This is a genomic window from Thiogranum sp. (assembly GCF_058323355.1).
In genome coordinates, this window is the sequence record NZ_JBTTIO010000059.1 from 15,087 (window position 1) to 39,851 (window position 24,765).

Sequence of the window (24,765 nt, forward strand, 5' to 3'; positions counted from 1 at the left end):
GTGTTTTGCGTCACACTTCGCGTGCAATTAAAAACAGGAATATACATGTTTGAACATTTTCGCAAACTGCGTTTTGTCGTCCGCTTTCTGCTGCTCGCGCTTCCCGGGCTGTCAGCGCAGGCTGGCGAGGCGCCGTATGCCCCCAGCCAGGTCGATATGAAACTGCAGAAAGTCTCGGAGCACGTTTACTTTGTGCAGGGCAAGGCAGGCATTGCCACGGATAACGAAGGCTTTATCTCCAATGCCGGTGTCGTCATCACGGACGAGGGTATTGTTATCTTTGACAGCCTTGGCACGCCGTCACTGGCGTACAAGCTGCGGGGGCTGATTCGTGAAATCAGCGACCAGCCCGTGGTGCGGGTGATTACCAGCCACTACCATGCGGATCATATCTACGGGTTGCAGGTGTTTGAGGCAGAGGGTGCGGAAATCCAGGCGCCGGCCGGCGCCGAAAATTACCTGCGTTCCGGGAATGCCGCGGAACGGCTGGAGGAACGCCGCCTGTCGCTGGATCCCTGGGTTAACGATGACACCCACCTGGTAGAACCTGACCGTTATATTGATCGGCAGCAGGTATTTGAACTCGGGGGTGTGAAATTTACTGTGGTTCCAGTCGGCGCCGCGCATTCAGATGGTGATCTCACGCTCTATATCGAGCCGGATGGGGTGCTGTTTTCCGGGGATATTATATTCGAGGGTCGCATACCCTTTATGGGCGATGCCAATTCAAAACATTGGCTGGAAGTGCTGGAACGTATGGAGCAGCGCAAGCTGACAGCGCTGGTGCCGGGTCATGGTGCGTCGGCACGCGATCCGAACCGTGCCATTGCCGACATGCGTCGTTACCTGGCGTATTTGCGCGAGTCGATGGGTGCGGCAGTCGAGGAGATGATCCAGTTCGACGAGGTCTATGACACGATCGACTGGTCGCAGTATGAAAACCTGCCCGCTTTCCGCGAGGCCAACCGGCGTAATGCCCTGCAGGTCTACCTGTCGATGGAAGCCGAGTCCTTCGAGTCGGACTAGCCGGTGTTGCGCATACCGCTGGCGATGGCGTTGATGGAACGCAGCAGTGGTTCCATCCAGCGTTCCCGCTCTTCCTCATCGGCATTGTCGTTGCGTACACGGCCCAGCAGTTTGACCTGGATGTGGTTGAGCGGGTCCAGATAGGGGTCACGACGTGACAGGGACAGTGCCAGGGCGGGAATTTCTTCCAGCAGGCATTGAATACCGGACACCTTTTTCACCATCTCCAGCGTACGGTCGTGTTCTTCACGAATCTGCCGGTAGATTTCCTGTGCCTGCTGCGGGTGTTCGCTCAGTGTCACGTATTGTTTCGCTATGTCCATTTCCGCCTTGGCCAGCGACATCTGGGTATTGCCCAGCATGGCACGGAAGTAGGGCCAGTTGCGGTACAGGGTGGCCAGTTTCTCCAGGTTGGCTTCGTTCCGGTCGGCGAAGCCCTGCAAGGCGCTGCCAATGCCATACCAGGCCGGCAGCGTGTGGCGTGACTGCGCCCAGCCGAATACCCAGGGAATGGCGCGGATAGAACTCCTGGAGCGGTCCTGTTTCTTGCGGTGACTGGGGCGTGAACCGATGTTGAGCAGCCCGATTTCCGATACCGGTGTGCATTCGTAGAAATAATCCAGTAGCCCGTCGGTACGGTCAATCAGGTCGCGGTAGGCTTCTTCGCCATCACGTGCCAGTTGCGCCATGATGTCGGCATACACGTGGTCATCGGCCTGTTGCGGTTTCACCAGGTGGCGGCTGGCCTTGAGCAGGCCGGTGACACCCATCGACAGTTCGTAGACCGCGGTTTCCTCGTTACTGTATTTGTAGGACAGCACTTCACCCTGTTCGGTGAACTTGATCTGGCCGTGTACGGTGCCGGCCGGCTGCGACAGGATGGCGTCATGGGTCGGGCCGCCGCCGCGACCCAGTGTGCCGCCGCGGCCGTGGAACAGACGGCATTCCACACCGTGGCTGTCGGCGATACGGATGATTTTCTGTTGTGCCTTGTACAGGCTCCAGCCGGAAGCGAGGATGCCGCCATCCTTGCAGGAGTCGGAATAGCCAAGCATGATTTCCTGGCGGTTTCCTGAAGCCCTGAGCAAATCGATATACACCGGCTCATCGAACAGACGGGTCATCACCTCTTCGATATGGGTCAGGTCCTCGATGGTCTCGAACAGCGGGCTGATCTGGATATGGCAGAACCACTCGCCATTACGCCTGCCCGCCAGTCCGCACAGGACGGCCAGCCACATCAGTTCCAGCACATGACTGGCACAGTGGGTCATGGAAATGACGTATGTCCCGAACGCATTGGCGCTGACTTCGTCGCGCATACTGACCATCACATCGAGTACCTGCAGGGTTTCCTGTGTGGACTCGCTGAGTTTGTCACGGTCAATCGCGGCAGCAGGTTCGCTGATGAGTTTGCGCAGGTGGGCAATGCGTGCGTTTTCATCGAGTGCTGCATAATCGGTGCTTCCATCGAGCTGCGCACAGAGTTCTGCAACTGCCTCGCTGTGGCGGGTCGATTCCTGGCGGATATCGAGGTGCAGCAGGAAAAAGCCGAAGGTCTCCACCAGCCGGATCAGGTCCAGAAGATCCGTGCGGGCAATATTTTCATCACCGTGTGAAATCAGCGAGTCACGTATCAGGCACAGGTCAGCGAGAAATTCCTGTTCATCGGCATAACGCCAGGGATAGTCGTTCTCGTTGGCCTGCGCCGGGTCTTCGATGCGCGCCGTGGTGAGTTCCAGGTTGTGGCGCAGGCGATTATGGATGATGAACAGTTTGCGTCGGTAAGGTTCGTGCGAAAAACGGTTCGGGTGTTCACCGGAAATACCGGGCCAGCGTTGCAGGTCGTGTTCGATGCTGTCAATAAAGGCCGGGCTCAGTTCCACCAGCCGGCTGGAGTGCGTCAGTTTGCTGCGCAGGTCTTCCACGCGGCGCAGGTATTCACACAGTACTTCGCTCATATGCTGGCGCAGTGCGTATTCGGTCGTGTGAGGTTTGACGAAAGGGTTGCCATCGCGGTCGCCACCGATCCAGGAACCGAATTGCAGCAGGCTGGGCAGGCGCACGTTGGTTTTCTTGCCGTAGACGCGCTGGATTGACTGGTCCAGGTAGCGGTAGACGCGGGGTACGGCATGGAACAGACACTCGCGGAAATAGAACAGGCCGTTGCGGATTTCATCCTCGACGGTCGGTTTGTGCACGCGCACTTCATCGGTTTTCCATAACACCTGGATCTGGTTGCGCAGGTCGTCGATGACCTGTTCCCGCTCCATCTTGCCCATGCGCGGGCCGTCGAGTTTCTCGGCGGTCAGGAATATACCGCGCAGCGCGTGCATTACCGCACGGCGTTTGGATTCCGTCGGGTGCGCGGTAAATACCGGCAGGTAAAGTGTGCGGTCGAGCAGCGACTGAAGTGCTTCCGCACTGATGGCCTGTTCACTGAATTCACGCAGCGTATGATCGAATGAGCCGCGCCACAACGGGCCGCCCTGCCTGACGTGACGGCGGCGTTCCTTGTGCTGGAACGCTTCCTCGGCGATATTGACCAGGCTGAAGTACAGATTGAAAGCGCGCACCACATGGCTGAGTGTGTCGGGGTCGAGCTGGTCGATTTTCCTGGCCAGCCGGGCGCGCAGCGCCGGGTTGTCTTCCTTGCGCAGGCGGATGTAGCCCTTGCGCAGGGTTTCGACCGAGCCAAGCACGTTTTGTCCCGCCTGGGCGGCCAGCACCTCGCCGAGCAGGTTACCGAACAGGCGAACGCGCGAACGCAGTTCCTTGTCGCGCGGCGGGGGGGTGATCTGTGGCTGTGCTGGCATAGGCATACAACTTTGTTAAATAAGGGAAATATTCCCACCCTGATGGGGTGCGGCCCGCAAATGGGCGCGCCATTATACCCTGTTCCTGGCCGTTGCGAGCATGTCGATGATATTATATATAAAACAATCAGTTATACTGTTTTCCAGGCGGCCGGGGTGTGCCGGAATCAGCCGCGCTGAACAAGGTTGCGGAGTCGGGTTTTGAGTAAGGAAAAAATGTCCAGCCGGGAGCTGGGACTGGTATTGGCCCAGCAGCTGCTGGACGTGGACGATCTGCACTATGGTGTGTGGGATGACGATCTGCCGCTGACTTTCTCTAATCTGGCCGAGGCCCAGCAACGCTACACGAACATGATCCTTGATGCGCTACCGCCCGCGGATGAGAGCGGGACGAGGATTATCGATATCGGTTGCGGTACCGGCCATCTCCTTACCCGGCTGATGGAACGGGGCTACCGTGCGGATGGCCTGGTGCCGGCGCCAAAACTGGCGGAACAGGTGCGCAGGCGTCTGGCCGAACAGACTGCAAAAACAGCCCGATTGTTCGAAACAGGATTTGAGCAGTTTCCTGTGGATGACTATGTCGGGTATTACGACGTGGCCTTGTTCAGCGAGAGTTTCCAGTACATACCCATGTCGGCCTCGTTCCCGATCCTGAAGCAGATTGTCAGGCCCGGCGGGCAGGTTGTGATCTGCGATTTTTTCCAGACTGAACATGCCGGTGACGGTGGCCCGGGTGACAGGAGTTTCGGGGGTGGGCACCGGATGGAGACGTTTTATGCCGAGTTGGGCAAGCACCCTTTTACCCTGCTGAAAGATCTGGATATCACCGGCAAGGTCAGCCCGAATATTCGTTTACTGGATGAAACCCTGACCCGCAGGCTGTTACCAGCCGGACAAACGCTGGACCGTTACCTGTCGACAAACTACACCACCAGTTGGCGCATTATCCGGGCATTGTTCAGGACCATATTCCGGAACAAACTCGACAAGCAGAAATACAAATATTTTTCCGGTCACCGGACCCAGGCGGTGTTCGAGCGTTACAAGACCTACCGCTTGCTGGTGTTGAAACGCGATATCAGTTCGGCATAGAGATCCAGGTAAGCTGCCGCGCTGCGTGTCCAGGAAAAATCCTGCTGCATGCCGGTTTGCATCAGTTGCTTCCAGCGGTCCGGTTCGGCAAACAGGGCGAGTGCCCGGTCGATGGCGCCGAGCAGGGGTTTTGTTTCAGGCTCGCTGAATACAAAGCCGGTGGCGGTGCCGGCTTCGAGATTAGCTTCGCTGGCATCCACCACCGAGTCGGCGAGTCCGCCGGTATTGTTCACAATGGGCGGCGTGCCGTAACGCAGGCTGTAGAGCTGATTGAGTCCGCAGGGTTCAAAGCGCGATGGCATCAGGAAGGCGTCGGCGCCGGCTTCCAGTTGATGTGACAGGGCCTCGTCATATTCGATACGCACACCGATACGGTCAGGATGTTTCCGGCCGGCATCTCGCAGCGCGGTTTCCAGTTGCGCCTGGCCGGTACCCATAATGATCAGCTGTATGTGACGTTGCAGCAATTCGGGCAACAGATCCAGAATCAGGTCTATGCCTTTCTGATCAACCAGTCTGCCGACGTGGGCGAACAGGGGGACGAAAGGGTCATCGGGCAGGCCGAAGGCCGTTTGCAGCACGCGCTTGTTTTCCAGCTTCAGTCGCAGGGTGCGTGTCGTGTAGCGACGGGCAATCAGCGGATCGCGGCCCGGACTCCAGATGCTGTAGTCAACACCATTGAGGATGCCGCTGAGTTGCGATTTACGGTGTTCCAGCAGGCCTTCCAGCCCGCAACCGAATTCAGGGGTGCGGATTTCCTCGGCATAGCGTGGACTCACCGTGCTGATCCAGTCGGCGAATACCAGTCCGCCCTTGATAAAGGATAAGCGGCCGTGAAACTCCAGAGCGTCCAGTGACCACCAGTCGGCCGGCAGGTCGAGGCGCTGGAAGGTTTGCCAGTCGAACAGGCCCTGGTAGGCGAGATTGTGGATGGTAAACAGGGTAGCCGGGCGTGGTGTTTCCCGTGACAACAGTGCGGGTACCAGCCCGCTCTGCCAGTCGTTGCAATGTACCAGCTGCGGTTGCCAGTCCAGTCCGGCCCGGTTCATGGCGAGGGCAGACACGGCATGTGCGAACAGGGCAAAGCGATCCGCATTGTCCGGCCAGTCGGTTCCGTCCGGCTGGCTGTAAGGCCCACCTTTACGATCGAAATATTCCGGGCAGTCGACCAGGTACAGGCGAACCCGTGTGTGGGGCAGGCGCCCCTGCAGCAGGCGCACCGGTTTGCTGGTGCCGGGCAGATCGAGTGTGGCAACGACCTTTAAGGGGCCGGCACCTTTAACCGCTGCCGGGTAAGCGGGCAGAATCAGGCGTATTTCTTGCTTTGAATTACGGATGGCACGCGGCAGGCTGCCGGACACGTCGGCAAGACCACCGGTTTTGATCAGCGGGTGCGCTTCACTGCTGGCGAACAGGATATCCATGAATGCGGTGTCTGGCTTTGTTGCCGGGGCGTCGTATTCTAGCGCATGGCGCGGCGCGGGGGCAGTTGCAGTGTGTGGCCGCCGGTGTAACTATCCCTGGGGTGTGTTGTATGAATGGTTTTGCGGATAATGATTGCAACCACACGAATGGACACACGTTGGTGTTATAACACCCGGAAATGACGAGAAGTGAAGACATGGAAGACTGTACCTTTGTGATATTCGGTGCGACTGGCAACCTGTCGCGTATCAAACTGATCCCGGCGCTGTATCACCTCGATGCCGCCGGACGTTTGACGGAGGGCATGAAAGTCGTCGGTTTTGGTCGCAGGGACTGGGACGATAACGCCTGGCAGGCCCAGGTGCGCAGCTGGTTATCGGAAAAAAATACGCAGCCGGATGTACTGGAGCGCTTTCTGGCCCGCCTTCACTTCTGTCAGGGCGACCTGGCTGACGAGGCGGCCTACCCGCGCCTGAAGGACATGTTACTCGGTGACGGGCACTTCTCATCGAATATTATTTTCTACATGGCCATCCGTCCTGCCGATTTTGGCAAGGTCAGCCGGCGCCTGGGTGAGTGCGGACTGGCCGGTGAAAACACTGGCTGGCGTCGCCTGGTGATTGAAAAACCCTTTGGCTACGACCTGGAAAGTGCGGAAAGCCTGAACCACGGTCTGAACCGCGACTTCAGGGAATCACAGATTTTTCGCATCGACCATTATCTTGGCAAGGGCACCGTGCAGAATGTACTGGTGTTCCGTTTCGCCAACCTGATGCTTGAGCCGTTGTGGAACCGCAACTACATCGACCATGTGCAGATCACCCATTCCGAGTCACTGGGTACCGAGGGCCGCGCCGGTTATTACGATGGCGCCGGTGCGTTGCGCGACATGATCCAGAGCCACCTGTTGCAGGTGCTGACACTGGTGGCGATGGAGCCGCCGGCCAGTCTGGATGCCGAATCCCTGCGTGACGAGAAGGTGAAGGTGCTGCGTTCCATTCGCCCCATTCCGCAAAGCGCCGTCAATGCACATGCAGTACGCGGGCAATATACCGCCGGAACCGTCAACGGTGAAAAGGTGCCGGGGTATCTCGACGAGCCGGGTGTGCCGGAGCACAGCGTGACGGAAACCTATGCGGCGCTGAAACTGTTTATCGATAACTGGCGCTGGCGCAATGTGCCGTTCTTCCTGCGCACCGGCAAGCGCATGGCGAAGGGTAACTCGATGGTGGCGATACGCTTCAAGCATCCACCGCAGCAGTTATTCCGTGAGACGCAGATCGATCAGCTCGAACCCAACTGGATACTCATGAACCTGCAGCCGAACGAATGTATTCGCATGGAAATGCAGGTAAAACAGACTGGCCTGGAAATGCGTACCGAAACCACACGCCTTGACGCCAGTTACTGTGGGATCAATCCCGATCAGCTGGATGCCTACGAGGCATTGTTGCTGGATGTGATCGAAGGCGATCACTCGTTGTTTCTGCGTTATGACGAGGTCAGCTGGGCGTGGAAAGTCGTCGACCCCATTCTCAAGGTATGGTCGGTCGAACGTGATTATATTACAGGTTATAACGCGGGCAGCTGGGGCCCGCCGGAGGCAGACCGCCTGTTTTTGCGTCAGGACCAGTACTGGCGTAACACGCTGGATGGCGGTGATGACGAAGAAGGCCGTTGATTCAGCAAGCCGGTGTATTGACAGCAAGGGACAAAACAAAGCCTGATGACGAAACTGACTGAAAAACCCGCCTGGAAAGCGTTGCAGGCGCACTTTGACGAGATTGGCGAGCTGCACATGCGCCAGATGTTCGAGGAAGACCCGCAGCGTTTTGAGCGTTACACCCTGCAGTGCTGTGAGTTGCTGGTGGACTACTCAAAAAACCGCATGACTGACGAAACGATGCGGCTGTTGATCCGGCTGGCGGAAGAAAGCGATCTTCCCCGGTGGATTGAACGCATGTTCAACGGTGAGCGGATTAACTTCACGGAAGACCGCGCAGTGCTGCACACCGCGCTGCGCAATCGTTCCAACGCGCCGGTTTATGTTGATGGTAAGGATGTCATGCCGGATGTAAACCGGGTTCTGGCACAGATGCGTGAATTTACACAGTCAGTGCGCAGCGGTGAGTGGAAAGGTTTTAGCGGCAAGGCCATAACCGATATCGTCAATATCGGTATCGGTGGTTCCGACCTGGGGCCGGTTATGGCAACCGGGGCACTGAAACCCTACGCCGGGCCGTTGCGTGTCCATTTTGTTTCCAATGTAGACGGTAGCCAGATCAGCGATACACTGGCCGGGCTGGACCCGGAAACCACCCTGTTTCTGGTGGCATCCAAAACCTTTACCACCCAGGAAACACTGGTCAATGCTCACCAGGCGCGGCGTTGGCTGATGGAGCGCGCGGTGGACGATGCTGCCGTGGCGAAACATTTTGTCGCCATGTCTACCAACACCCGGGAAGTGACAGCCTTCGGTATCGATCCACAGAATATGTTCGTGTTCTGGGACTGGGTCGGCGGCCGCTATTCCCTCTGGTCTGCGATTGGTTTGTCTATCGCGCTCTACATTGGTATGGACGCCTTCGAGGATATGCTGGAAGGCGCCCACGAAATGGATAAACATTTCCGTTATGCGCCCCTGCGGGAGAATATTCCCGTGATACTCGCCATGCTGGGTCTCTGGTATCACAAGTTCTTTAATGCAGACAGTCACGCCATCTTTCCCTACGACGAACACCTGCACCGGCTGACGGCCTATCTGCAACAGTGTGATATGGAAAGTAACGGCAAGCGTATTACGCGCAACGGTGAAGTGGTGGACTACCGTACCGGGCCGATTATCTGGGGTGAACCGGGCACCAATGGTCAGCATGCCTTCTTTCAGTTGATTCATCAGGGGACTCTGCTGGTGCCGGCAGACTTTCTGACCGGGGCGAGCGCGCACCATACGCTGGATGAACAACAGAAAATTCTGTTCTCAAACTTTATCGCCCAGACTGAAGCCCTGATGCGTGGAAGAACGGAGCAAGAGGCGCGTGCTGAACTGGAAGCCCAGGGCCTGTCAGAAGATGAAATTACCAGGTTGTTGCCCCATAAAGTGTTTCCCGGTAACGAGCCGACCAACTCGATTATCTATCCGAAATTGACGCCGAGGGTGCTGGGCATGCTGGTCGCCATGTATGAGCACAAGGTATTCGTGCAGGGCATCGTGTGGCAGATCAACTCGTTTGACCAGTGGGGTGTGGAACTGGGCAAGCAACTCGCCCGGGTCATTCAGAAAGAACTGGATGCAGGCAGGGTTGCCGGTCACCACGACAGTTCCACGCGTGGCTTACTGGATTTTTATCTGCATCGGGAGCAGGATTAGCGTGTTAAACAAAGTCTGGCGAAGGAATCGCCGGTATCAAAATCTGACAAGGAGGATATGCGATGGGGACGTTATCCATGCAACTGACGCGGGAGCGCCGTGCGCGCGAAGAATATGATCTTGGTCTTGCGCTGTTCAAAAAGAAGCAGTTTCGCAGTGCCATGCGACATTTTTCCCAGGCGGAACATAAATGCAGTCGCGATGATGTTCACCTGCAGTGTTACAAATCCTGGCACGGCCTGGCGCTGGTCTACAGTGGTGATATCAGCGGGCTGAACCTGTGCCGTCATGCGGCGTCAAACGAACACATCGATGCCACGGTATTCCAGAACCTGGCGCTCGCAGAATTGAAGTTGCGTCATCGCAGGCGTGCCTGTGCAGCCGTAAAACGTGGTCTCTCTGTGGACCCGAAGCATCGAGGTTTACTCAAGTTGCGAAGAACCATGGGTACACGTCGCCAGCCCTGCCTGGTGTTTCTGGATCGCAACAACCCCCTGAACAAATGGCTGGGCAAGATGACCTACCGGCGTGCCGGTATCCGGCGCTGACAAGGCGGCCTTTTACCCTGGAGGGAGATTGAAATCATGCATAAGCCTGTATCACGAATGTCTTTTGCGCTGCTGGTGTTTGCGTTGCTGGCGCAGGCTGCGCTGGCCGATGGCATGGCGGTATTTTCCGGTAAAACCGGCGCCCCTGGTGGCAAGGGGGAAATGCGGGTCAGCTGGTCCGGCAAGGACAAGGTGCGCATGGATACCTCGCCCCACGGCGGTGGCTACACCGTGCTTGCCGGGGGGCGGGTCTACAGCGTGATGTCAGGCGGATCGCGGCCGGAAGTTTACGATCTGACGGCCATGATGGCGCAGATGAGCGGCATGATGCCTTCACCCAAAGGCCAGTCCGGGCCAATGGAGAGCACGATCAGCAATGTCCGCAATACCGGGCGCAAGGAAAAGGTCGCCGGTTATGTGGGTGAGGTGTATAAGGTCACAACACAGACCAACGGCCAGCGGGAAACAATCGAACTGGTCATCAGCCAGGATGCTGCGGTGGTGGAAGCCACACAGGCCTGGCTGCGGCTGGTCAGTCAGCTGGCTGGAAAAGACGCAGGCGCGCTGACCGGGCCGAACAGCATCGGTGCCTTGCTTGGCCGCAAGCGTGCCGGCCTGTTGCGGGCCGGGAATGATTTCCGTCTGAAGTCGTTGTCGGTGGCCGCTGTTGACCCGGGCCTGTTCAGGTTGCCGGCAAAGCCCACCGCTCTGCCGTCATTTGGCGGTATGCCGGGCGGTCGCTAGCCTTTCCGTTGTAATTGCCCGGTTTTTCCTGCGTATTTTGCCCATATCCCCTATAATCGTCCCGAAGCCGGCTGGACAACCGCTGTGGCGTTTCGCCAGGGAGGAAAGTCCGGGCTCCACAGGGCAGGGTGCCAGGTAACGCCTGGGAGGTGTGAGCCTACGGAAAGTGCCGCAGAAAACATACCGCCGATGGCCCCGTTCTCGTAACGGGTGTACAGGTAAGGGTGAAAAGGTGCGGTAAGAGCGCACCGCGCCGCTGGTAACAGCGGTGGCAGGGTAAACCCCACCCGGAGCAAGACCAAATAGGGGAACATTGGCGTGGCCCGCGTCGTTCCCGGGTAGGTCGCTAGAGGCGCACGGTGACGTGCGACCCAGATGAATGGTTGTCCTCGACAGAACCCGGCTTACAGGCCGGCTTCATTTGAATTTTTGGGTATTGAAACAACGAGCGTATGAGCGGAAAGGTATTTATCAAAACCCACGGGTGCCAGATGAACGAGTACGACTCCGCGAAAATGGCGGACGTGCTGGCGGATGCCCATGGCCTGCAACAGGTGCAGTCGGCCGAGGAGGCCGACGTGCTGTTGCTGAATACCTGCTCCATCCGCGAGAAGGCGCAGGAAAAGGTGTTCTCGCAGCTTGGCCAGTGGCGCGAGTTGAAACAGCGGCGCCCCGGTATCCTGATTGGTGTGGGTGGTTGTGTGGCCAGTCAGGAAGGTGAAGCCATACGCAAGCGCGCACCGTTTGTCGACCTGGTGTTCGGCCCGCAGACCCTGCATCGCCTGCCGGCCATGATCGACGAAGTGCGGGCAAGGCAGGCGGCTGTGGTGGACGTGTCGTTCCCGGAAATCGAGAAGTTCGATTGCCTGCCGGAACCGCGTGCCGATGGCCCGACCGCCTTCCTGTCGATTATGGAAGGCTGCAGCAAGTATTGCACCTTCTGTGTCGTACCCTACACCCGTGGAGAAGAAGTCAGCCGCCCGTTCGATGACATCATTGCCGAGGCAGTGGCGCTGGCAACCAGGGGTGTGCGCGAAATCAACCTGCTGGGGCAGAATGTCAATGCCTATCGTGGTGCGATGGACGACGGCTCGGTAGCTGACCTGGCCCTGCTGATCACCTATATTGCCGCTATCGAGGGGATAGAGCGTATTCGCTATACCACGTCACATCCGCAGGAAATGAGTGACAGCCTGATTGCCGTGTACGGCGAAGTGCCGGAACTGGTCAGCCACCTTCACCTGCCGGTACAGAGTGGCTCAGACCGTGTACTTGCCGCCATGAAGCGCAACCACACGGCGCTGGAATACAAATCGAAAATCCGCCGGCTGCGCGAAGTACGCCCGGACATCAGCCTGTCGTCGGACTTTATCATTGGTTTCCCCGGCGAGAGCGATGCTGATTTTGAGGCCACCATGAATCTTATCGCCGAAATCGGCTTCGATAATTCATACAGCTTTATTTACAGCCGGCGCCCCGGCACCCTGGCCGCCGGGTTCCCCGATGATGTGCCGCACGAGGTCAAGAAACAGCGTCTGGCGCGTCTTCAGGCACGTATTGCGGGCATGACCGCCGATATCAGCGCCGCCATGGTCGGCACGGAACAGCGCATCCTGGTAGAAGGCCTGTCGCGCAAGAACCCCGCACAGATGGCCGGTCGCACCGAGAACAACCGGGTGGTGAATTTTGACGGGGGCCGTGAACTGATCGGCCGTTTTGTACGTGTCCGCATCGTCGAGGCGTTGCCCAATTCCCTGCGCGGTGAATTTCTGGCTGTGGATGACCCGCTCACGGCTGATAATCTGGTTAACTGGGGCTGAAGCCTCGCAACATACGACGACTCTTGGACCCCGAATCCGCTTCCTGTGTGCTCACGCTCGAACCCGCTGACAATCAGCGGCTGGCCTCCCTGTGCGGCCAGTTTGACGAGCACCTGCGCCAGCTCGAACGTCGTTTGCACGTCGAGATCAGCAACCGTGGTAACCGCTTTCATATTGTCGGTGCCGACCAGGCACCGCAACTTGCCGGCGATGTACTGCAGGATCTTTATGATGCTACACGCGAAATGCCGCTGACACCGGAGCGTGTACATCTCTACCTGCAGCAGGCCGGACTCGATGTACGTGATGTTTCGTCAGATAACGATGAGCCACAGGACCTGCTGATCCATACCCGCCGCTGCACTATCAAGCCACGCGGCGGCCACCAGCAGGACTACATCCGCAATATTTTCCAGCTTGACGTGAATTTCGGCATTGGCCCGGCCGGTACCGGCAAGACCTATCTTGCCGTGGCCTGTGCCGTGCAGGCGCTGGAGCGTGAGTCGGTACGCCGCCTGGTGCTGGTGCGCCCGGCCGTGGAAGCCGGTGAACGGCTGGGTTTTCTGCCTGGAGATCTGACACAGAAAGTCGACCCCTATCTGCGCCCGCTCTACGATGCACTGTATGAAATGCTGGGGTTCGAGCGTGTGGCCAAACTTATCGAACGTAATATTATCGAGATTGCCCCGTTGGCGTTCATGCGCGGACGTACCCTCAACGATGCCTTTGTCATTCTCGACGAGGCGCAGAATACGACTACCCAGCAAATGAAGATGTTCCTGACCCGTATCGGTTTCGGTTCCACGGCGGTGATTACCGGTGACGTGACACAGGTTGATTTGCCCGGGCATGTGAAATCCGGTCTGCGCCATGCCAGCGAAGTACTGGAGGGGGTTGCAGGTATTGGTTTTACGCGGTTCGATACCCGTGACGTGGTACGTCACCCACTGGTTCAGAAGATACTCAATGCCTACCACAGTTTTGAAGAGGCGTCGGACAATGACTGAATCGCCTGTTGTGCTGGAAATCCAGAACGCCAGCGATGTAATGTCCCTGCCTGTGACGGATGATTTCGAGCGCTGGGTGCGGGCAGCGCTGGACGATGTCGGAAAACCGGTGGAAATCGTCATCCGTATCGTGGATGAAGACGAGGGGCGTGAATTAAATCACCGCTACCGCGGCAAGGATAAACCGACTAATGTATTGTCCTTTCCCTTTGAGCTGCCGCCTGAAGTTGAGAGCGACCACCTGGGCGACCTGCTGATCTGTGCGCCGGTTGTGGCGCGTGAGGCGAAGGAACAGGGCAAGGCGCCGAACGATCACTGGGCGCACCTGGTGGTACACGGCGTACTGCACCTGCGTGGCTATGATCACCAGACAGAACATGAAGCAGAATTGATGGAATCTCGTGAAAAAAGTATTTTACAGGGGTTGGGTATTGAAGACCCGTATCGCAGGACTGATGGAGTGGCACAGGGATAGGCCATGAACGACAAGTCAACAAACGGGAAAAAGCTTACCTGGTTCGAGCGCATCGGGCAGGCACTGAAAGGTGAGCCGAAGGACCGCGACCAGCTGATACAGTTATTGCGCGAGGCACAGGCACGCGGTCTGTTCGATGCCGATGCGGAAAGCATGATAGAAGGTGTGCTGGCCGTATCCGATATGCAGGTGCGCGACATTCTTATTCCACGCTCGCAAATGGTTGTCGTCAACCGCAACGACAGTCCGGAGGATATTATTCCTGTTGCTGTCGAGTCCGGGCACTCGCGCTTCCCTGTTATTGGCGACGATCGTGACGATGTGATCGGGGTGCTTCTTGCCAAGGACCTGCTGCGCTATACCTCAAAGAACGGCAGTGAGCAGTTTTCCCTTCGCGATATCCTGCGCAAGCCGGTGTTCGTGCCGGAGAGCAAGCGCCTGAATGTTTTGCTCAAGGAGTTTCGCGCCAGCCGCAACCACCTGGCCATAGTGGTCGACGAGTACGGCAGTGTTGCCGGCATGGTAACGATTGAAGACGTGCTGGAACAGATCGTTGGTGAAATCGAGGATGAACACGACATCGATGAAGACACCTTCATCCGCAAGCACAGCGATGTCAGCTACACGGTCAAGGCGCTGACCCCGGTCGACGACTTCAATGAATATTTCGGTACCAGTTTGAGTGACGAAGAGTTTGACACCATTGGCGGTCTGATTACACACGAATTCGGGCATCTGCCCAAGCGTGGTGAAACCATTATCCTGGGCAACCAGAGTTTCCAGGTGACCAACGCCGACAACCGGCGAATTAACCTGCTCAAGGTCACCTTGTTACTCAATCCCAACGCAACCGGCTCAGTATCCTCCGCCGACTGATGGCGATGGCAGCGAAACTCCGGGTGGTGCTCGCCGCATTTCTGTGCGGTGCAGTGATGCCGCTGGGGTTTGCGCCCTATGGTCTGTATTTTGTACCGATCCTCGCACTGGCTGCGTTTGCGTTATTACTCTTTCCCTTGCGTCCAGGAGCGGCATTACTGGCTGGCTGGAGCTTTGGCCTGGGCCAGTTCGGTACCGGTGTTTCCTGGGTGTATATCAGTATCTACCTCTATGGCAACGCCGGTCTGCCGTTGTCGATCGCCGTGATGCTGTTGCTGGTGGCGTTTCTGGCCACCTACCCGGCACTCATGGCCTGGTTACTGGCCAGGACACGTGCGGGTTCGCCGGCGATGTTCTACATCGGTCTGTTTCCGGCTGCCTGGGTACTGTTCGAGTGGCTGCGATCCTGGCTGTTGACAGGCTTTCCCTGGCTGAATCTGGGTTATAGCCAGATCGACAGCCTGCTGGCCGGCTTTGCGCCCCTGTTCGGCGTCTACGGTGTGGGCTGGATAACAGCGCTGTTTGCCGGCTTGCTGGCGGCGCTGTTGCGGGCGCCGGGCTGGCCACGGTTTGTCACGATTCCCTCGATGGTCCTGATAGCGGCCAGTGGCTGGGGGCTGAACCAGCTGGTATGGACAGATCTTGGCACCGAAACACTGCGGGTCACCCTGGTGCAGGGCAACATCCCCCAGGATATGAAATGGAAGCCCGAACAACAGGCGGCAACGCTGGAAACCTACGTCGACCTGACCCGCGCACACTACGACAGTGACCTGGTGGTGTGGCCTGAAACTGCCATCCCTGCCTTTTACGATGAGGTGGCAGACAGCTTCATCAAGCCGTTGTCGGAACAGCTGCGCGCCAATAACGTGTCACTGATTACCGGCATTCCTGTGCTGGATCGGGAACACTGGAAGTATTATAACGCTGTGCTCAGCCTGGATGAGCCGGAGCGCTTTTATTACAAGATCCACCTGGTGCCGTTTGGTGAATACCTGCCTCTACGCAACTGGCTGGCCGGAATACTCGGGTTTCTGCCTGTCCCGGAGTCCGATTTCAGTGCGGGCAGCCTGAATCAACGACCGCTACAGGCCGCCGGTGTCCCGGTGGGGGTTTCCATCTGTTATGAAATCGCTTTCGGAGAACAGTTGATCAGGGCGTTGCCGGAAGCTGCTGTGCTGGTCAATGTCAGTAATGATGCCTGGTTTGGTGATTCGCTGGCGCCACACCAGCATCTTGAAATGGCGCGCATGCGCGCGCGTGAAATGGAGCGCTATGTATTGCGCGCAACCAACACCGGGATATCCGCCATTATCGCACCGGACGGAAAACTGAAGGCGCGCAGCCGTCAGTTCGAAACCGAAACCATCAGTGCAGAGATTGAACCACGGCATGGTGCAACACCCTATGTACGCTGGGGTAACTGGCCGGTGGTCAGTGGTGCGCTAGTTGTGATCGGGGTGTTGTTGTGGCGGATCAGGATTATCAACAAGCGGCGCTGAATACCCTTTTGCCTGTAGAAATTTCAGCAACCGGTTAGTCGATGACGTATCACTGTGTGTAACAAGCACTTCTGCCCCGGCGACGGAGGTTCCCGGTGGCTGATAGTTGTGTAGTTGTTTTTCAAGTACCTGAATGCCTGCCTCGGATGCATCGTGCTGTTCACGCTTACGTGCTGCAATACGCTTGCGCAGTTCGCCCTCCGGCGCCTGGCAGTCGATAATAAAACAGTGTGCCGATCGGGTCTTCGCCAACTCTACGAATGATGCAAGCCGGGACTGTTCAAGAAAGGTGGCGTCGACAATAACAGTGTGAGCGGCGTCCAGCAGTGTGCCTGCCAGCGACCTGAGGTGCTGATAAGTGCGTTCACTGGCATCATGACTATAAATACCCTGTTCAATGCCCGAGTCGGTCTGTGCATCAACCGCCAGTCCATACAGGCGTTTACGTTCGATATCGGAGCGCAGGCGAATGGCGGGCAGGCCTTCCAGCAGTGACTGACTGACATGGGTCTTGCCGGATCCCGACAGGCCATGCATCAGCAGCAACAGCGGTGGAGGGGGAGTGGTGTAGCGCTCCGCCAGTGCAAGATAGGCCAGGTATTCCTTGCGGATGGCTTCCTGTGTTGCAGCATCGATGTCTGCCTGGTGTGCACGCAGGCAATCAACCTTGGCACGTACCATGGCGCGGTACACCCGGTAATAGCGTAATAATGAAACCCCGGCATAGTCCCCGTTTTGCTCCAGCCAGACATTCAGAAAGCGGCTTGCCAGACCGGGTTGCCCGCGGTGGTCGAGATCCATCACCATGAAAGCCACTTCGCTGATGACGTCGATCCAGCGCAGGTTGTCGTTGAACTCGATGCAATCAAATGCGACCGGGGTGTTGTCCACCAGGGCGATGTTGCGCAGGTGCAGGTCGCCGTGGCATTCACGAATAAATCCATCCTCCTTGCGGGCCCTGAGACTGGCCTGCAACTTGCGGAATGTTTCATCTGTCCAGTTTCGAAGTTGTTCCAGACGTGACTGCTCCGGTGATTCGTGCGTGCAGTCCAGGATCTGGCTGAAATTTTCATCGACCGGCTCCTGTATGGCCTGTGGGGTGCCATAGGGCGAGTCCGCGCCGGCTACTGCCGCGGTTGCATGAAATCCGGCAATACGCAGGCCCAGGGCGTCAATGTGTGAGGGGGCAAGCTGTCCGGCATCCAGCATGCGATCGAACTGCGAGGATTGCTCAAACTCGCGCATGCGCACGCTGTACTCAATGATCTCGCCATCACCACCGTCCAGTTTCGGCCCCTCACAGACGGGTACGACTTCAAGATACAACTCCGGTGCCAGACGGCGGTTAAGGCGTAGTTCCTCTTCACAGAAATGCTTGCGTCTGGCCAGCGTGGAAAAATCCAGGAAACCGAAATTGACCGGTTTCTTGAATTTGTAGGCATACGACCCGGTCAGCAGGACGATTGAGATATGGGTTTCGATGACCTCGAAACGTGTCACAGGGTGCGGGAACAGCGAGGGTTGTTGCAGCGCCTCGACAAGACGATGCAGGGTATCGGTCATCCTGATGAACTCCTTATGTACGGGGTGATGCCCCTGACGACAAGTCTAGACGGCCTTTGCTGCTGTGTTTATGACCGGGGTCAAGCGAATATATCGGGTCAGGAGTGGCTTGTCGTGTTGTTTGCCAACAGCCGGGTACGGTATTCTTCCCGCCTTTGAAGCTCAAGACAGGCACGCCGGATGGACGAAAGTTACAAACCCCAGGAAATCGAGACGCGGATCCAGCAGGGCTGGGAGCAGCAAGGCACCTTCCGCGCGCTGGAAGACGACTCCCGGGAGAAATACTACTGCCTGTCCATGTTCCCCTATCCCAGCGGCCGCCTGCACATGGGGCATGTGCGTAACTACACGATCGGCGACGTAATTTCGCGTTACCAGCGCATGCAGGGCAAGAACGTGCTGCAGCCGATGGGCTGGGATGCGTTTGGCCTGCCGGCCGAGAATGCGGCCATCAAGAACAAGGTGCCACCGGCCAAATGGACGCTGGAAAACATCGATTATATGCGTGGCCAGCTCAAGCGCCTGGGCTTTGGTTACGACTGGCAACGCGAGCTGGCGACCTGCGACCCTGACTATTACCGCTGGGAGCAGTGGATTTTCACCAAACTGTATGAAAAAGGCCTGGTCTACAAGAAGACCGCCGTGGTCAACTGGGACCCGGTCGACCAGACGGTGCTGGCCAATGAGCAGGTCATCGACGGCAAGGGCTGGCGTTCCGGCGCACCGGTGGAGCGCCGCGAGATCCCGCAGTGGTTCCTGAAGATTACCGACTATGCCCAGCAGTTACTCGATGACCTCGATCAGCTGGACGGCTGGCCCGAGCAGGTGCGTACCATGCAGCGCAACTGGATCGGCCGTTCCGAAGGCGTGGAGCTGCAGTTCGGGGTCGAAGGCGAGGATGAGCCGCTGACCGTTTATACCACGCGCCCCGATACCCTGATGGGCGTGAGTTATGTGGGTGTCGCCGCGCAACACCCACTGGCCAGCAAGGCCGCCCGGAACAATCCTGCCCTGCAGGCGTTCATCGACGAATGTGCCCACACCAAAGTGGCCGAGGCCGATATGGCCACGCTGGAAAAGAAAGGCGTGGATACCGGCCTGAAAGCCATCCACCCGGTTACCGGTGAAAGCGTACCGGTGTGGACAGCCAATTTTGTGCTGATGGAATACGGTTCCGGTGCAGTGATGGCGGTACCGGCCCATGATCAGCGTGACTGGGAGTTTGCGCAGCAATATGGCCTGCCCGTAAAGCAGGTTATTTTTCCGAAGGACAACAGCGTCGAGGCGGACGTCAGCAAGATGGCTTTTACCGATAAGGGTGTGCTTCAGCACTCGGGCGAGTTTGACGGGTTGACGTCGGAGCAGGCGTTTGACGCCATTGCTGCCTGGCTGGAAAAACACGACAAGGGACGCAGGACGGTCAACTTCCGGCTGCGTGACTGGGGTGTATCGCGGCAGCGTTACTGGGGCTGTCCCATTCCCATGATCAACTGCCCGTCCTGTGGTTCGGTGCCGGTGCCGGAAGACCAGCTGCCGGTTGAGTTGCCGCGCGACGTGGTCATTGAAGGCAGTGGTTCGCCACTGAAATCGGACCGTAACTTTATTGACGTGGACTGCCCGAAGTGCGGCGGCAAGGCAGAACGCGAGACAGACACCTTCGATACCTTCTTCGAGTCCTCCTGGTACTACGCCCGCTATACCTGCCCGGATGCGAAAGACAGCATGCTGGATGCGCGTGTGGATTACTGGTCGCCGGTCGACCAGTACGTCGGCGGTATCGAACATGCCGTTCTGCACCTGCTCTATGCACGTTTCTTCAACAAACTGATGCGCGACCTCGGCCTGGTCAAACACGATGAGCCTTTCAAGCGCCTGCTGACCCAGGGCATGGTCAACAAGGACGGTTCAAAAATGTCCAAGTCGAAGGGCAACACGGTGGATCCGCAGTCGCTCATCGACCAGTACGGTGCAGATACTGTGCGCCTGTTCATGATGTTTGCCGCACCACCCGAGCAGTCGCTGGAGTGGTCGGATTCCGGTGTGGAAGGTGCGTCGCGTTTCCTTAACCGCTTGTGGAAGGCCGTGCACAAACATGTGTCTGCCGGTGCCGTGACAGTGCTGGATAGCGGTGCGCTGGATGACAAACAAAAAGCCTTCCGTTGCAAACTGCACGAAACCATCAAAAAAGTCAGTGATGATGTGGGGCGTCGCTACACGTTCAATACGGCGATTGCAGCCAACATGGAATTACTCAACGAGATCGGTAAATTCAGTGATGATTCCGAAACTGGTCGTGCCCTGGTACGGGAAGCGCTGGAAGCTGCTGTGCTGATGCTGTCGCCTGTTGTGCCGCACATTGCACAGGTATTGTGGGAATCGCTGGGGCATCAGGATATACAGGTCATTGATGCCCGCTGGCCACAGGCCGATGAAAGCGCGCTGGTACGGGACAGTGTGCAGCTTGTTGTCCAGGTCAACGGTAAAATGCGCGGCAAGATCCACGTGGCGGCCGATGCCGACAATGACAGCATTGTGGCTATTGCCATGGCCGAACCCAATGTGCAGCGCTTTGTGGAAGGCAAGACGATACGCAAGCAGATTGTTGTGCCGGGCCGCCTGGTTAACCTGGTGGTGGGATAGTGGTGATGTTCCCTCGCCGTCTGCTGCCAGTCACTGTTGTTATACTTGCCCTGCTGTCATCCTGCGGCTTCCAGTTGCGCGGCAGTGCTGAACTGCCGCCCCTGCTTCGCGTGACGCTATTACAGGCCAGGGATCCCTGGGAAGGGGTGGCTGCTGCGCTACGTATTGAGCTGGAATCCGCCGGTGCGCGTATTACCACAAACAGCGCTGATGCCACGGCTGTTCTGAGCCTGGTGAACGAGCGCTCACAGCGGCGTGTGTTATCCGTCGGGCGTGGCGGCAAGGCCAGTGAGTACGAGTTGTTCGAGGAAGTCACCTTCACGCTGCATGACAGTGCAGGGCGTGAACTGCTCAAGCGGCAAACCCTGCGCCAGACCCGTGACCTGGTGTTCGATGAAAACCAGTTGCTCGGCAAGGTGTCGGAGATCGACGAGCTACGCGCCCGGATGCGCCGCTCGCTGGCACGCCAGATTATTACCCGTATCCGTACAGCGCTGCAGGCACATGAGCCAGCTGCGTCCTGAACAGTTACAGGGGCAGCTCGAAAAGGGGCTGGCACCGGTTTACTTCATCTACGGCGATGAAACGCTGCTGGTCAATGAATGCGCCGATGTCGTGCGTGCCGCAACGCGGGCGCAGGGGTTTTCCGACCGTCAGGTGTTCAGCGTGGAAGCCGGTTTTGACTGGGACAGTCTGCTGGCGGCTTCTGACAGTCTTTCCCTGTTTTCCGAACAGCGTTTGATGGAATTGCGTCTGCCCACCGGAAAGCCCGGCCGGCAGGGTGCCCAGGTGTTGCGTGACTATGCTGAAAGGCCACCGCAAGATACCGTGTTGCTGATAGTCTCGGGCAAGCTGGAAACTGCTGCACGCCGCAGTAAATGGGTGCAGGCGCTGGAGAAGACCGGGGTCAGCGTGCCGGTGTGGCCGGTCGGTCTGCGCGAGTTGCCGGGCTGGATCGATGCGCGTATGCGTCGCCATGACATGCGTGCCGGGCGTGAGGCCTTGCAATTGCTGGCAGACCGGGTGGAAGGCAACCTGCTGGCTGCCGACCAGGAAATCGAAAAACTGTTCCTGTTGCATGGCCCCGGCGAAGTATCGCTGGAGGACATCGAGTCGCTGGTTACCGACAGCGCCCGTTACGATATCTACGGGCTGGTGGATATGGCGCTGGCTGGTGATGCGGCCCATACCCGGCGCATGCTCGGCGGGCTGCGTGCCGAGGGCGTGGACCCGGTGCTGGTGTTGTGGGCGTTGACACGTGAAATCCGCTCGCTGGCCGGTATGGCGCGCGATATCCAGACCGGCACACCCGCTGGACAGGCGATGGCGGCACGGCGTGTGTGGGACAAGCGAAAACCCCTTGTCAGCGGGGTCTTGCAGCGGATTCGTGGCCGTCAGTGGTGGGTGATGCTACAGCGTTGCGCGCAGATCGATCGCATTATCAAGGGGCGCGCGGCGGGCAACAGCTGGGATGAACTGTTACAATTAACCCTTCGACTGGCGGGTCGGGCGCCGATCCGCGCAACAGGGATTCCGGGTTATGACTGAAACTGCGCAGACAGGACAATTTGATATCGGTGCCTACATGCAAACGCTGGGCGAGCAGGCGCGTGCCGCGGCGCGTGTGTTGAGCCGTGCGGAAACCGGTGCGCGGAATACCGCCCTGCATGCCATTGCGGATGCCGTGCTGGCCGATCGCGAGCAGCTCAGGCATGAAAACCTCAGGGACATGGCGTCCGGGCGCAAGCACGGGCTGGATGCCGCACTGCTGGATCGTCTGGAGCTCACGGAGGCCCGTATCGATGCCATGGCTGAAGGCCTGCGCCAGGTTGCCTCGTTGCCGGACCCGGTAGGTGCCATCAGCGATCTTGAGTACCGTCCCAGTGGTATCCAGGTTGGCCGCATGCGCGTGCCGCTGGGTGTGATTGGCATTATTTATGAGTCCCGTCCCAATGTTACGGCCGATGCGGCGGCTCTGTGCCTGAAGGCGGGTAATGCCTGCATCCTGCGCGGTGGTTCCGAGGCGCTGCATTCCAACCAGGCCATCGCGCGGTGTATCGAGCAGGGGCTGGAGCAGGCCGGACTGCCGGCTACCACCGTGCAGGTGGTCGCAACCACAGACCGGGCTGCGGTGGGTGAATTGTTGCGGCTGGAAGGCAGTGTGGATGTCATCGTACCGCGTGGCGGCAAGGGGCTTATCGAACGGGTGACGAAGGAATCGCGTATTCCCGTCATCAAGCATTTGCACGGCGTCTGCCATACCTACATTGACGACCAGGCGGACATCGACAAGGCCGTCAAGGTGGCCTTCAACGCCAAGACCCAGCGCTACGGCACCTGCAATACCATGGAAACCCTGCTGGTGGCCGAAGCTATTGCCGAGCGGGTGTTGCCGGTACTGGGCAAGCTGTACCGGGACGAGGGTGTGGAACTGCGCGGTTGTGAAAAGACCCGCGCGATTCTAGAAGGTATCAAGGCAGCGACCGAAGCTGACTGGGAAGAAGAGTATCTCGCGCCCATCCTGGCAATCCGCGTAGTTGCCGACATGGATGCCGCGATGGATCATATCGACCGCTATGGGTCGCAGCATACCGATGTCATTATTACCGAGAACGTGACGCGTGCGCGCCGTTTCCTGCGCGAGGTGGATTCCAGCTCGGTGATGGTCAATGCCTCGTCGCGCTTCGCCGACGGTTTTGAATATGGTCTGGGCGCCGAAATCGGCATCAGTACCGACAAGCTGCACGCACGTGGTCCGGTCGGGCTGGAAGGGCTGACAACACTCAAGTTCATTGTGTTCGGTGATGGCCACATCCGCACATAACACAATGCGCGCTCAGCGCAGACCATGATCTGCATTCTTGGCGGTACCTTTGACCCCGTTCATTTCGGTCACCTGCGAACGGCGCTGGATGTGCAGCAGGCGCTGGCCATCCCCCGGCTCCACCTGGTGCCCTGTCGAGTACCGCCGCATCGGCCGGAGCCACGGTTGCCCGCCGCTGCACGGCTGGAACTCCTGGAGCTGGCTGTGCAGAACGAACCGGCGTTGCAGATCGACACGCGTGAGCTGCAACGCGAAGGCCCTTCCTGGATGGTCGATACGCTGCAATCGCTGCGTGATGACATTGGCGCTGACAAGCCGCTGTGCCTGGCGTTGGGGATGGACGCACTGGCAGGGCTGGCCGACTGGCACCGTTGGCGCGATATTCCTTCGCTCTGTCACCTGGTGGTGATGCAGCGTCCCGGCAACGACTGGCCGGCCGAAGGCGCAGTGGCAGACTGGCTGGGTAGCGCGCGTGTGGGCGATGTTGCCGCGCTGCACGATGCACCGGCAGGCCGGGTCACAGCCGTTGCGGTGAGACAACTGGACATTTCTTCAACCGACATCCGCCGCTTGCTGGCGGCCGGAAAAAATGCACGCTACCTGCTGCCGGAGGTCGTGCTGGAACGTATTGGGCAAGAGAACTGGTATGCAAACTGAAGCACTGAAAAAGACTGCGCTCAAGGCGCTGGAAGATCTCAAGGGTGTTGATATCACGGAATTCGATGTGCGTGACCTGACGTCTGTTACGGATGTCATGATCATTGCCAGCGGGACATCCGACCGGCATGTGAAATCGCTTGCCGATGCGGTTGTGATGGCCTGTAAGGAAGCGGGTGTGGCACCGCTCGGTGTGGAAGGTGAACGTGAGGGTGAATGGGTGCTGGTGGACCTTGGTGATGTGGTTGTCCATGTTATGCAGCCACGTATCCGTGAATTCTATGCGCTGGAAAAACTCTGGTCGGTGACAGAGGAGAATCGTGAACGCGAGAGCGGGGGACAGGATTCCCTGTAAAACCCTCCATTCTGCAACAACT

General features: G+C 58.2%; 20 protein-coding genes and 1 other RNA gene. 18 read left to right on the forward strand and 3 right to left on the reverse strand.

Annotated features, from left to right (window positions below; all coding sequences use genetic code 11):
• Nucleotides 1–45 precede the first annotated feature (45 nt).
• On the forward strand, nt 46–1,026 hold the full coding sequence (locus ACW81B_RS08370) for an MBL fold metallo-hydrolase (protein WP_491579766.1): 981 nt from the start codon (nt 46–48) through the stop codon (nt 1,024–1,026).
• Here the strand turns inward: ACW81B_RS08370 and ppc are convergent.
• Nucleotides 1,023–3,848, reverse strand: a complete 2,826-nt coding sequence (gene ppc / locus ACW81B_RS08375) for a phosphoenolpyruvate carboxylase (RefSeq protein ID WP_491579767.1) — start codon at nt 3,846–3,848, stop codon at nt 1,023–1,025. The two genes, ACW81B_RS08370 and ppc, sit on opposite strands and share 4 nt — an antisense overlap.
• 195 nt (nt 3,849–4,043) lie before the next feature.
• Here ppc and ACW81B_RS08380 point away from each other — a divergent pair, with 195 nt between their 5' ends.
• The gene (locus ACW81B_RS08380) at nt 4,044–4,937 is read left to right on the forward strand and encodes a class I SAM-dependent methyltransferase (RefSeq protein WP_491579768.1); all 894 of its coding nucleotides are present in this window, start codon (nt 4,044–4,046) and stop codon (nt 4,935–4,937) included.
• On the opposite strand, the gene glgA is transcribed toward ACW81B_RS08380, so the two are convergent.
• Nucleotides 4,895–6,361: a glycogen synthase GlgA gene (glgA, locus tag ACW81B_RS08385; RefSeq protein WP_491579769.1), complete on the reverse strand. Its 1,467-nt coding sequence runs from the start codon at nt 6,359–6,361 to the stop codon at nt 4,895–4,897. The two genes, ACW81B_RS08380 and glgA, sit on opposite strands and share 43 nt — an antisense overlap.
• Before the next feature lie 179 nt (nt 6,362–6,540).
• Between glgA and zwf the strand changes: the two genes are divergently transcribed.
• The 10 genes from zwf (at nt 6,541) to lnt (ending at nt 16,704) form a co-directional block, all read left to right on the forward strand.
• Nucleotides 6,541–8,043: a glucose-6-phosphate dehydrogenase gene (zwf, locus tag ACW81B_RS08390; protein WP_491579770.1), complete on the forward strand. Its 1,503-nt coding sequence runs from the start codon at nt 6,541–6,543 to the stop codon at nt 8,041–8,043.
• A gap of 42 nt (nt 8,044–8,085) precedes the next feature.
• A complete protein-coding gene (gene pgi / locus ACW81B_RS08395; RefSeq protein WP_491579866.1) occupies nt 8,086–9,732 on the forward strand; it encodes a glucose-6-phosphate isomerase in 1,647 nt (548 codons plus the stop codon).
• Between the two features lie 62 nt (nt 9,733–9,794).
• Entirely contained in the window at nt 9,795–10,280 is a 486-nt protein-coding gene (locus ACW81B_RS08400) for a hypothetical protein (protein ID WP_491579771.1), read from the forward strand.
• A 36-nt stretch (nt 10,281–10,316) separates the two neighbouring features.
• Nucleotides 10,317–11,024: a hypothetical protein gene (locus tag ACW81B_RS08405; RefSeq protein ID WP_491579772.1), complete on the forward strand. Its 708-nt coding sequence runs from the start codon at nt 10,317–10,319 to the stop codon at nt 11,022–11,024.
• 63 nt (nt 11,025–11,087) lie between these two features.
• An RNA gene (rnpB, locus tag ACW81B_RS08410) (RNase P RNA component class A) lies at nt 11,088–11,447 on the forward strand.
• A gap of 29 nt (nt 11,448–11,476) precedes the next feature.
• Nucleotides 11,477–12,844, forward strand: a complete 1,368-nt coding sequence (gene miaB, locus ACW81B_RS08415; RefSeq protein ID WP_491579773.1) for a tRNA (N6-isopentenyl adenosine(37)-C2)-methylthiotransferase MiaB — start codon at nt 11,477–11,479, stop codon at nt 12,842–12,844.
• Nucleotides 12,845–12,867: 23 nt separating this feature from the next.
• A complete protein-coding gene (locus tag ACW81B_RS08420; RefSeq protein ID WP_491579774.1) occupies nt 12,868–13,851 on the forward strand; it encodes a PhoH family protein in 984 nt (327 codons plus the stop codon).
• Nucleotides 13,844–14,326, forward strand: a complete 483-nt coding sequence (gene ybeY / locus ACW81B_RS08425) for an rRNA maturation RNase YbeY (protein ID WP_491579775.1) — start codon at nt 13,844–13,846, stop codon at nt 14,324–14,326. Before ACW81B_RS08420 ends, ybeY begins: the two co-directional genes overlap by 8 nt.
• A gap of 3 nt (nt 14,327–14,329) precedes the next feature.
• On the forward strand, nt 14,330–15,202 hold the full coding sequence (locus ACW81B_RS08430) for a CorC family transporter (protein WP_491579776.1): 873 nt from the start codon (nt 14,330–14,332) through the stop codon (nt 15,200–15,202).
• Nucleotides 15,203–15,207: 5 nt separating this feature from the next.
• A complete protein-coding gene (lnt, locus tag ACW81B_RS08435; RefSeq protein WP_491579777.1) occupies nt 15,208–16,704 on the forward strand; it encodes an apolipoprotein N-acyltransferase in 1,497 nt (498 codons plus the stop codon).
• On the opposite strand, the gene ACW81B_RS08440 is transcribed toward lnt, so the two are convergent.
• On the reverse strand, nt 16,648–18,267 hold the full coding sequence (locus tag ACW81B_RS08440; RefSeq protein ID WP_491579778.1) for a bifunctional aminoglycoside phosphotransferase/ATP-binding protein: 1,620 nt from the start codon (nt 18,265–18,267) through the stop codon (nt 16,648–16,650). The genes lnt and ACW81B_RS08440 overlap by 57 nt on opposite strands.
• A 180-nt stretch (nt 18,268–18,447) precedes the next feature.
• Here ACW81B_RS08440 and leuS point away from each other — a divergent pair, with 180 nt between their 5' ends.
• Genes leuS through rsfS form a run of 6 tightly spaced genes read left to right on the forward strand, consistent with a single transcriptional unit; the run spans nt 18,448 to nt 24,743 of the window.
• On the forward strand, nt 18,448–20,907 hold the full coding sequence (leuS, locus tag ACW81B_RS08445) for a leucine--tRNA ligase (protein WP_491579779.1): 2,460 nt from the start codon (nt 18,448–18,450) through the stop codon (nt 20,905–20,907).
• 5 nt (nt 20,908–20,912) lie between these two features.
• Nucleotides 20,913–21,431: an LPS-assembly lipoprotein LptE gene (locus ACW81B_RS08450; protein ID WP_491579780.1), complete on the forward strand. Its 519-nt coding sequence runs from the start codon at nt 20,913–20,915 to the stop codon at nt 21,429–21,431.
• Nucleotides 21,412–22,455 (forward strand): DNA polymerase III subunit delta, encoded by a 1,044-nt coding sequence (gene holA, locus ACW81B_RS08455; RefSeq protein WP_491579781.1) that lies wholly within the window; start codon nt 21,412–21,414, stop codon nt 22,453–22,455. The genes ACW81B_RS08450 and holA overlap by 20 nt, the downstream gene beginning before the upstream one ends.
• Nucleotides 22,448–23,731, forward strand: coding sequence for a glutamate-5-semialdehyde dehydrogenase (locus ACW81B_RS08460; RefSeq protein WP_491579782.1), 1,284 nt, complete (start codon nt 22,448–22,450; stop codon nt 23,729–23,731). Before holA ends, ACW81B_RS08460 begins: the two co-directional genes overlap by 8 nt.
• A 24-nt stretch (nt 23,732–23,755) precedes the next feature.
• Nucleotides 23,756–24,388, forward strand: coding sequence for a nicotinate-nucleotide adenylyltransferase (nadD, locus tag ACW81B_RS08465; RefSeq protein WP_491579783.1), 633 nt, complete (start codon nt 23,756–23,758; stop codon nt 24,386–24,388).
• Entirely contained in the window at nt 24,378–24,743 is a 366-nt protein-coding gene (gene rsfS, locus ACW81B_RS08470; RefSeq protein WP_491579784.1) for a ribosome silencing factor, read from the forward strand. The genes nadD and rsfS overlap by 11 nt, the downstream gene beginning before the upstream one ends.
• Nucleotides 24,744–24,765 lie beyond the last annotated feature (22 nt).

What these genes read in the sequence shown, in the direction of transcription:
- ACW81B_RS08370 (WP_491579766.1), top strand. Translation starts at nt 46, where the DNA reads ATGTTTGAACATTTTCGCAAACTGCGTTTTGTCGTCCGCTTTCTGCTG.
- ppc (WP_491579767.1), bottom strand. Translation starts at nt 3,848, where the DNA reads ATGCCTATGCCAGCACAGCCACAGATCACCCCCCCGCCGCGCGACAAG.
- glgA (WP_491579769.1), bottom strand. Translation starts at nt 6,361, where the DNA reads ATGGATATCCTGTTCGCCAGCAGTGAAGCGCACCCGCTGATCAAAACC.
- zwf (WP_491579770.1), top strand. Translation starts at nt 6,541, where the DNA reads ATGACGAGAAGTGAAGACATGGAAGACTGTACCTTTGTGATATTCGGT.
- ACW81B_RS08400 (WP_491579771.1), top strand. Translation starts at nt 9,795, where the DNA reads ATGGGGACGTTATCCATGCAACTGACGCGGGAGCGCCGTGCGCGCGAA.
- ACW81B_RS08405 (WP_491579772.1), top strand. Translation starts at nt 10,317, where the DNA reads ATGCATAAGCCTGTATCACGAATGTCTTTTGCGCTGCTGGTGTTTGCG.
- miaB (WP_491579773.1), top strand. Translation starts at nt 11,477, where the DNA reads ATGAGCGGAAAGGTATTTATCAAAACCCACGGGTGCCAGATGAACGAG.
- ybeY (WP_491579775.1), top strand. Translation starts at nt 13,844, where the DNA reads ATGACTGAATCGCCTGTTGTGCTGGAAATCCAGAACGCCAGCGATGTA.
- ACW81B_RS08430 (WP_491579776.1), top strand. Translation starts at nt 14,330, where the DNA reads ATGAACGACAAGTCAACAAACGGGAAAAAGCTTACCTGGTTCGAGCGC.
- lnt (WP_491579777.1), top strand. Translation starts at nt 15,208, where the DNA reads ATGGCAGCGAAACTCCGGGTGGTGCTCGCCGCATTTCTGTGCGGTGCA.
- ACW81B_RS08440 (WP_491579778.1), bottom strand. Translation starts at nt 18,267, where the DNA reads ATGACCGATACCCTGCATCGTCTTGTCGAGGCGCTGCAACAACCCTCG.
- leuS (WP_491579779.1), top strand. Translation starts at nt 18,448, where the DNA reads ATGGACGAAAGTTACAAACCCCAGGAAATCGAGACGCGGATCCAGCAG.
- ACW81B_RS08450 (WP_491579780.1), top strand. Translation starts at nt 20,913, where the DNA reads ATGTTCCCTCGCCGTCTGCTGCCAGTCACTGTTGTTATACTTGCCCTG.
- holA (WP_491579781.1), top strand. Translation starts at nt 21,412, where the DNA reads ATGAGCCAGCTGCGTCCTGAACAGTTACAGGGGCAGCTCGAAAAGGGG.
- ACW81B_RS08460 (WP_491579782.1), top strand. Translation starts at nt 22,448, where the DNA reads ATGACTGAAACTGCGCAGACAGGACAATTTGATATCGGTGCCTACATG.
- nadD (WP_491579783.1), top strand. Translation starts at nt 23,756, where the DNA reads ATGATCTGCATTCTTGGCGGTACCTTTGACCCCGTTCATTTCGGTCAC.
- rsfS (WP_491579784.1), top strand. Translation starts at nt 24,378, where the DNA reads ATGCAAACTGAAGCACTGAAAAAGACTGCGCTCAAGGCGCTGGAAGAT.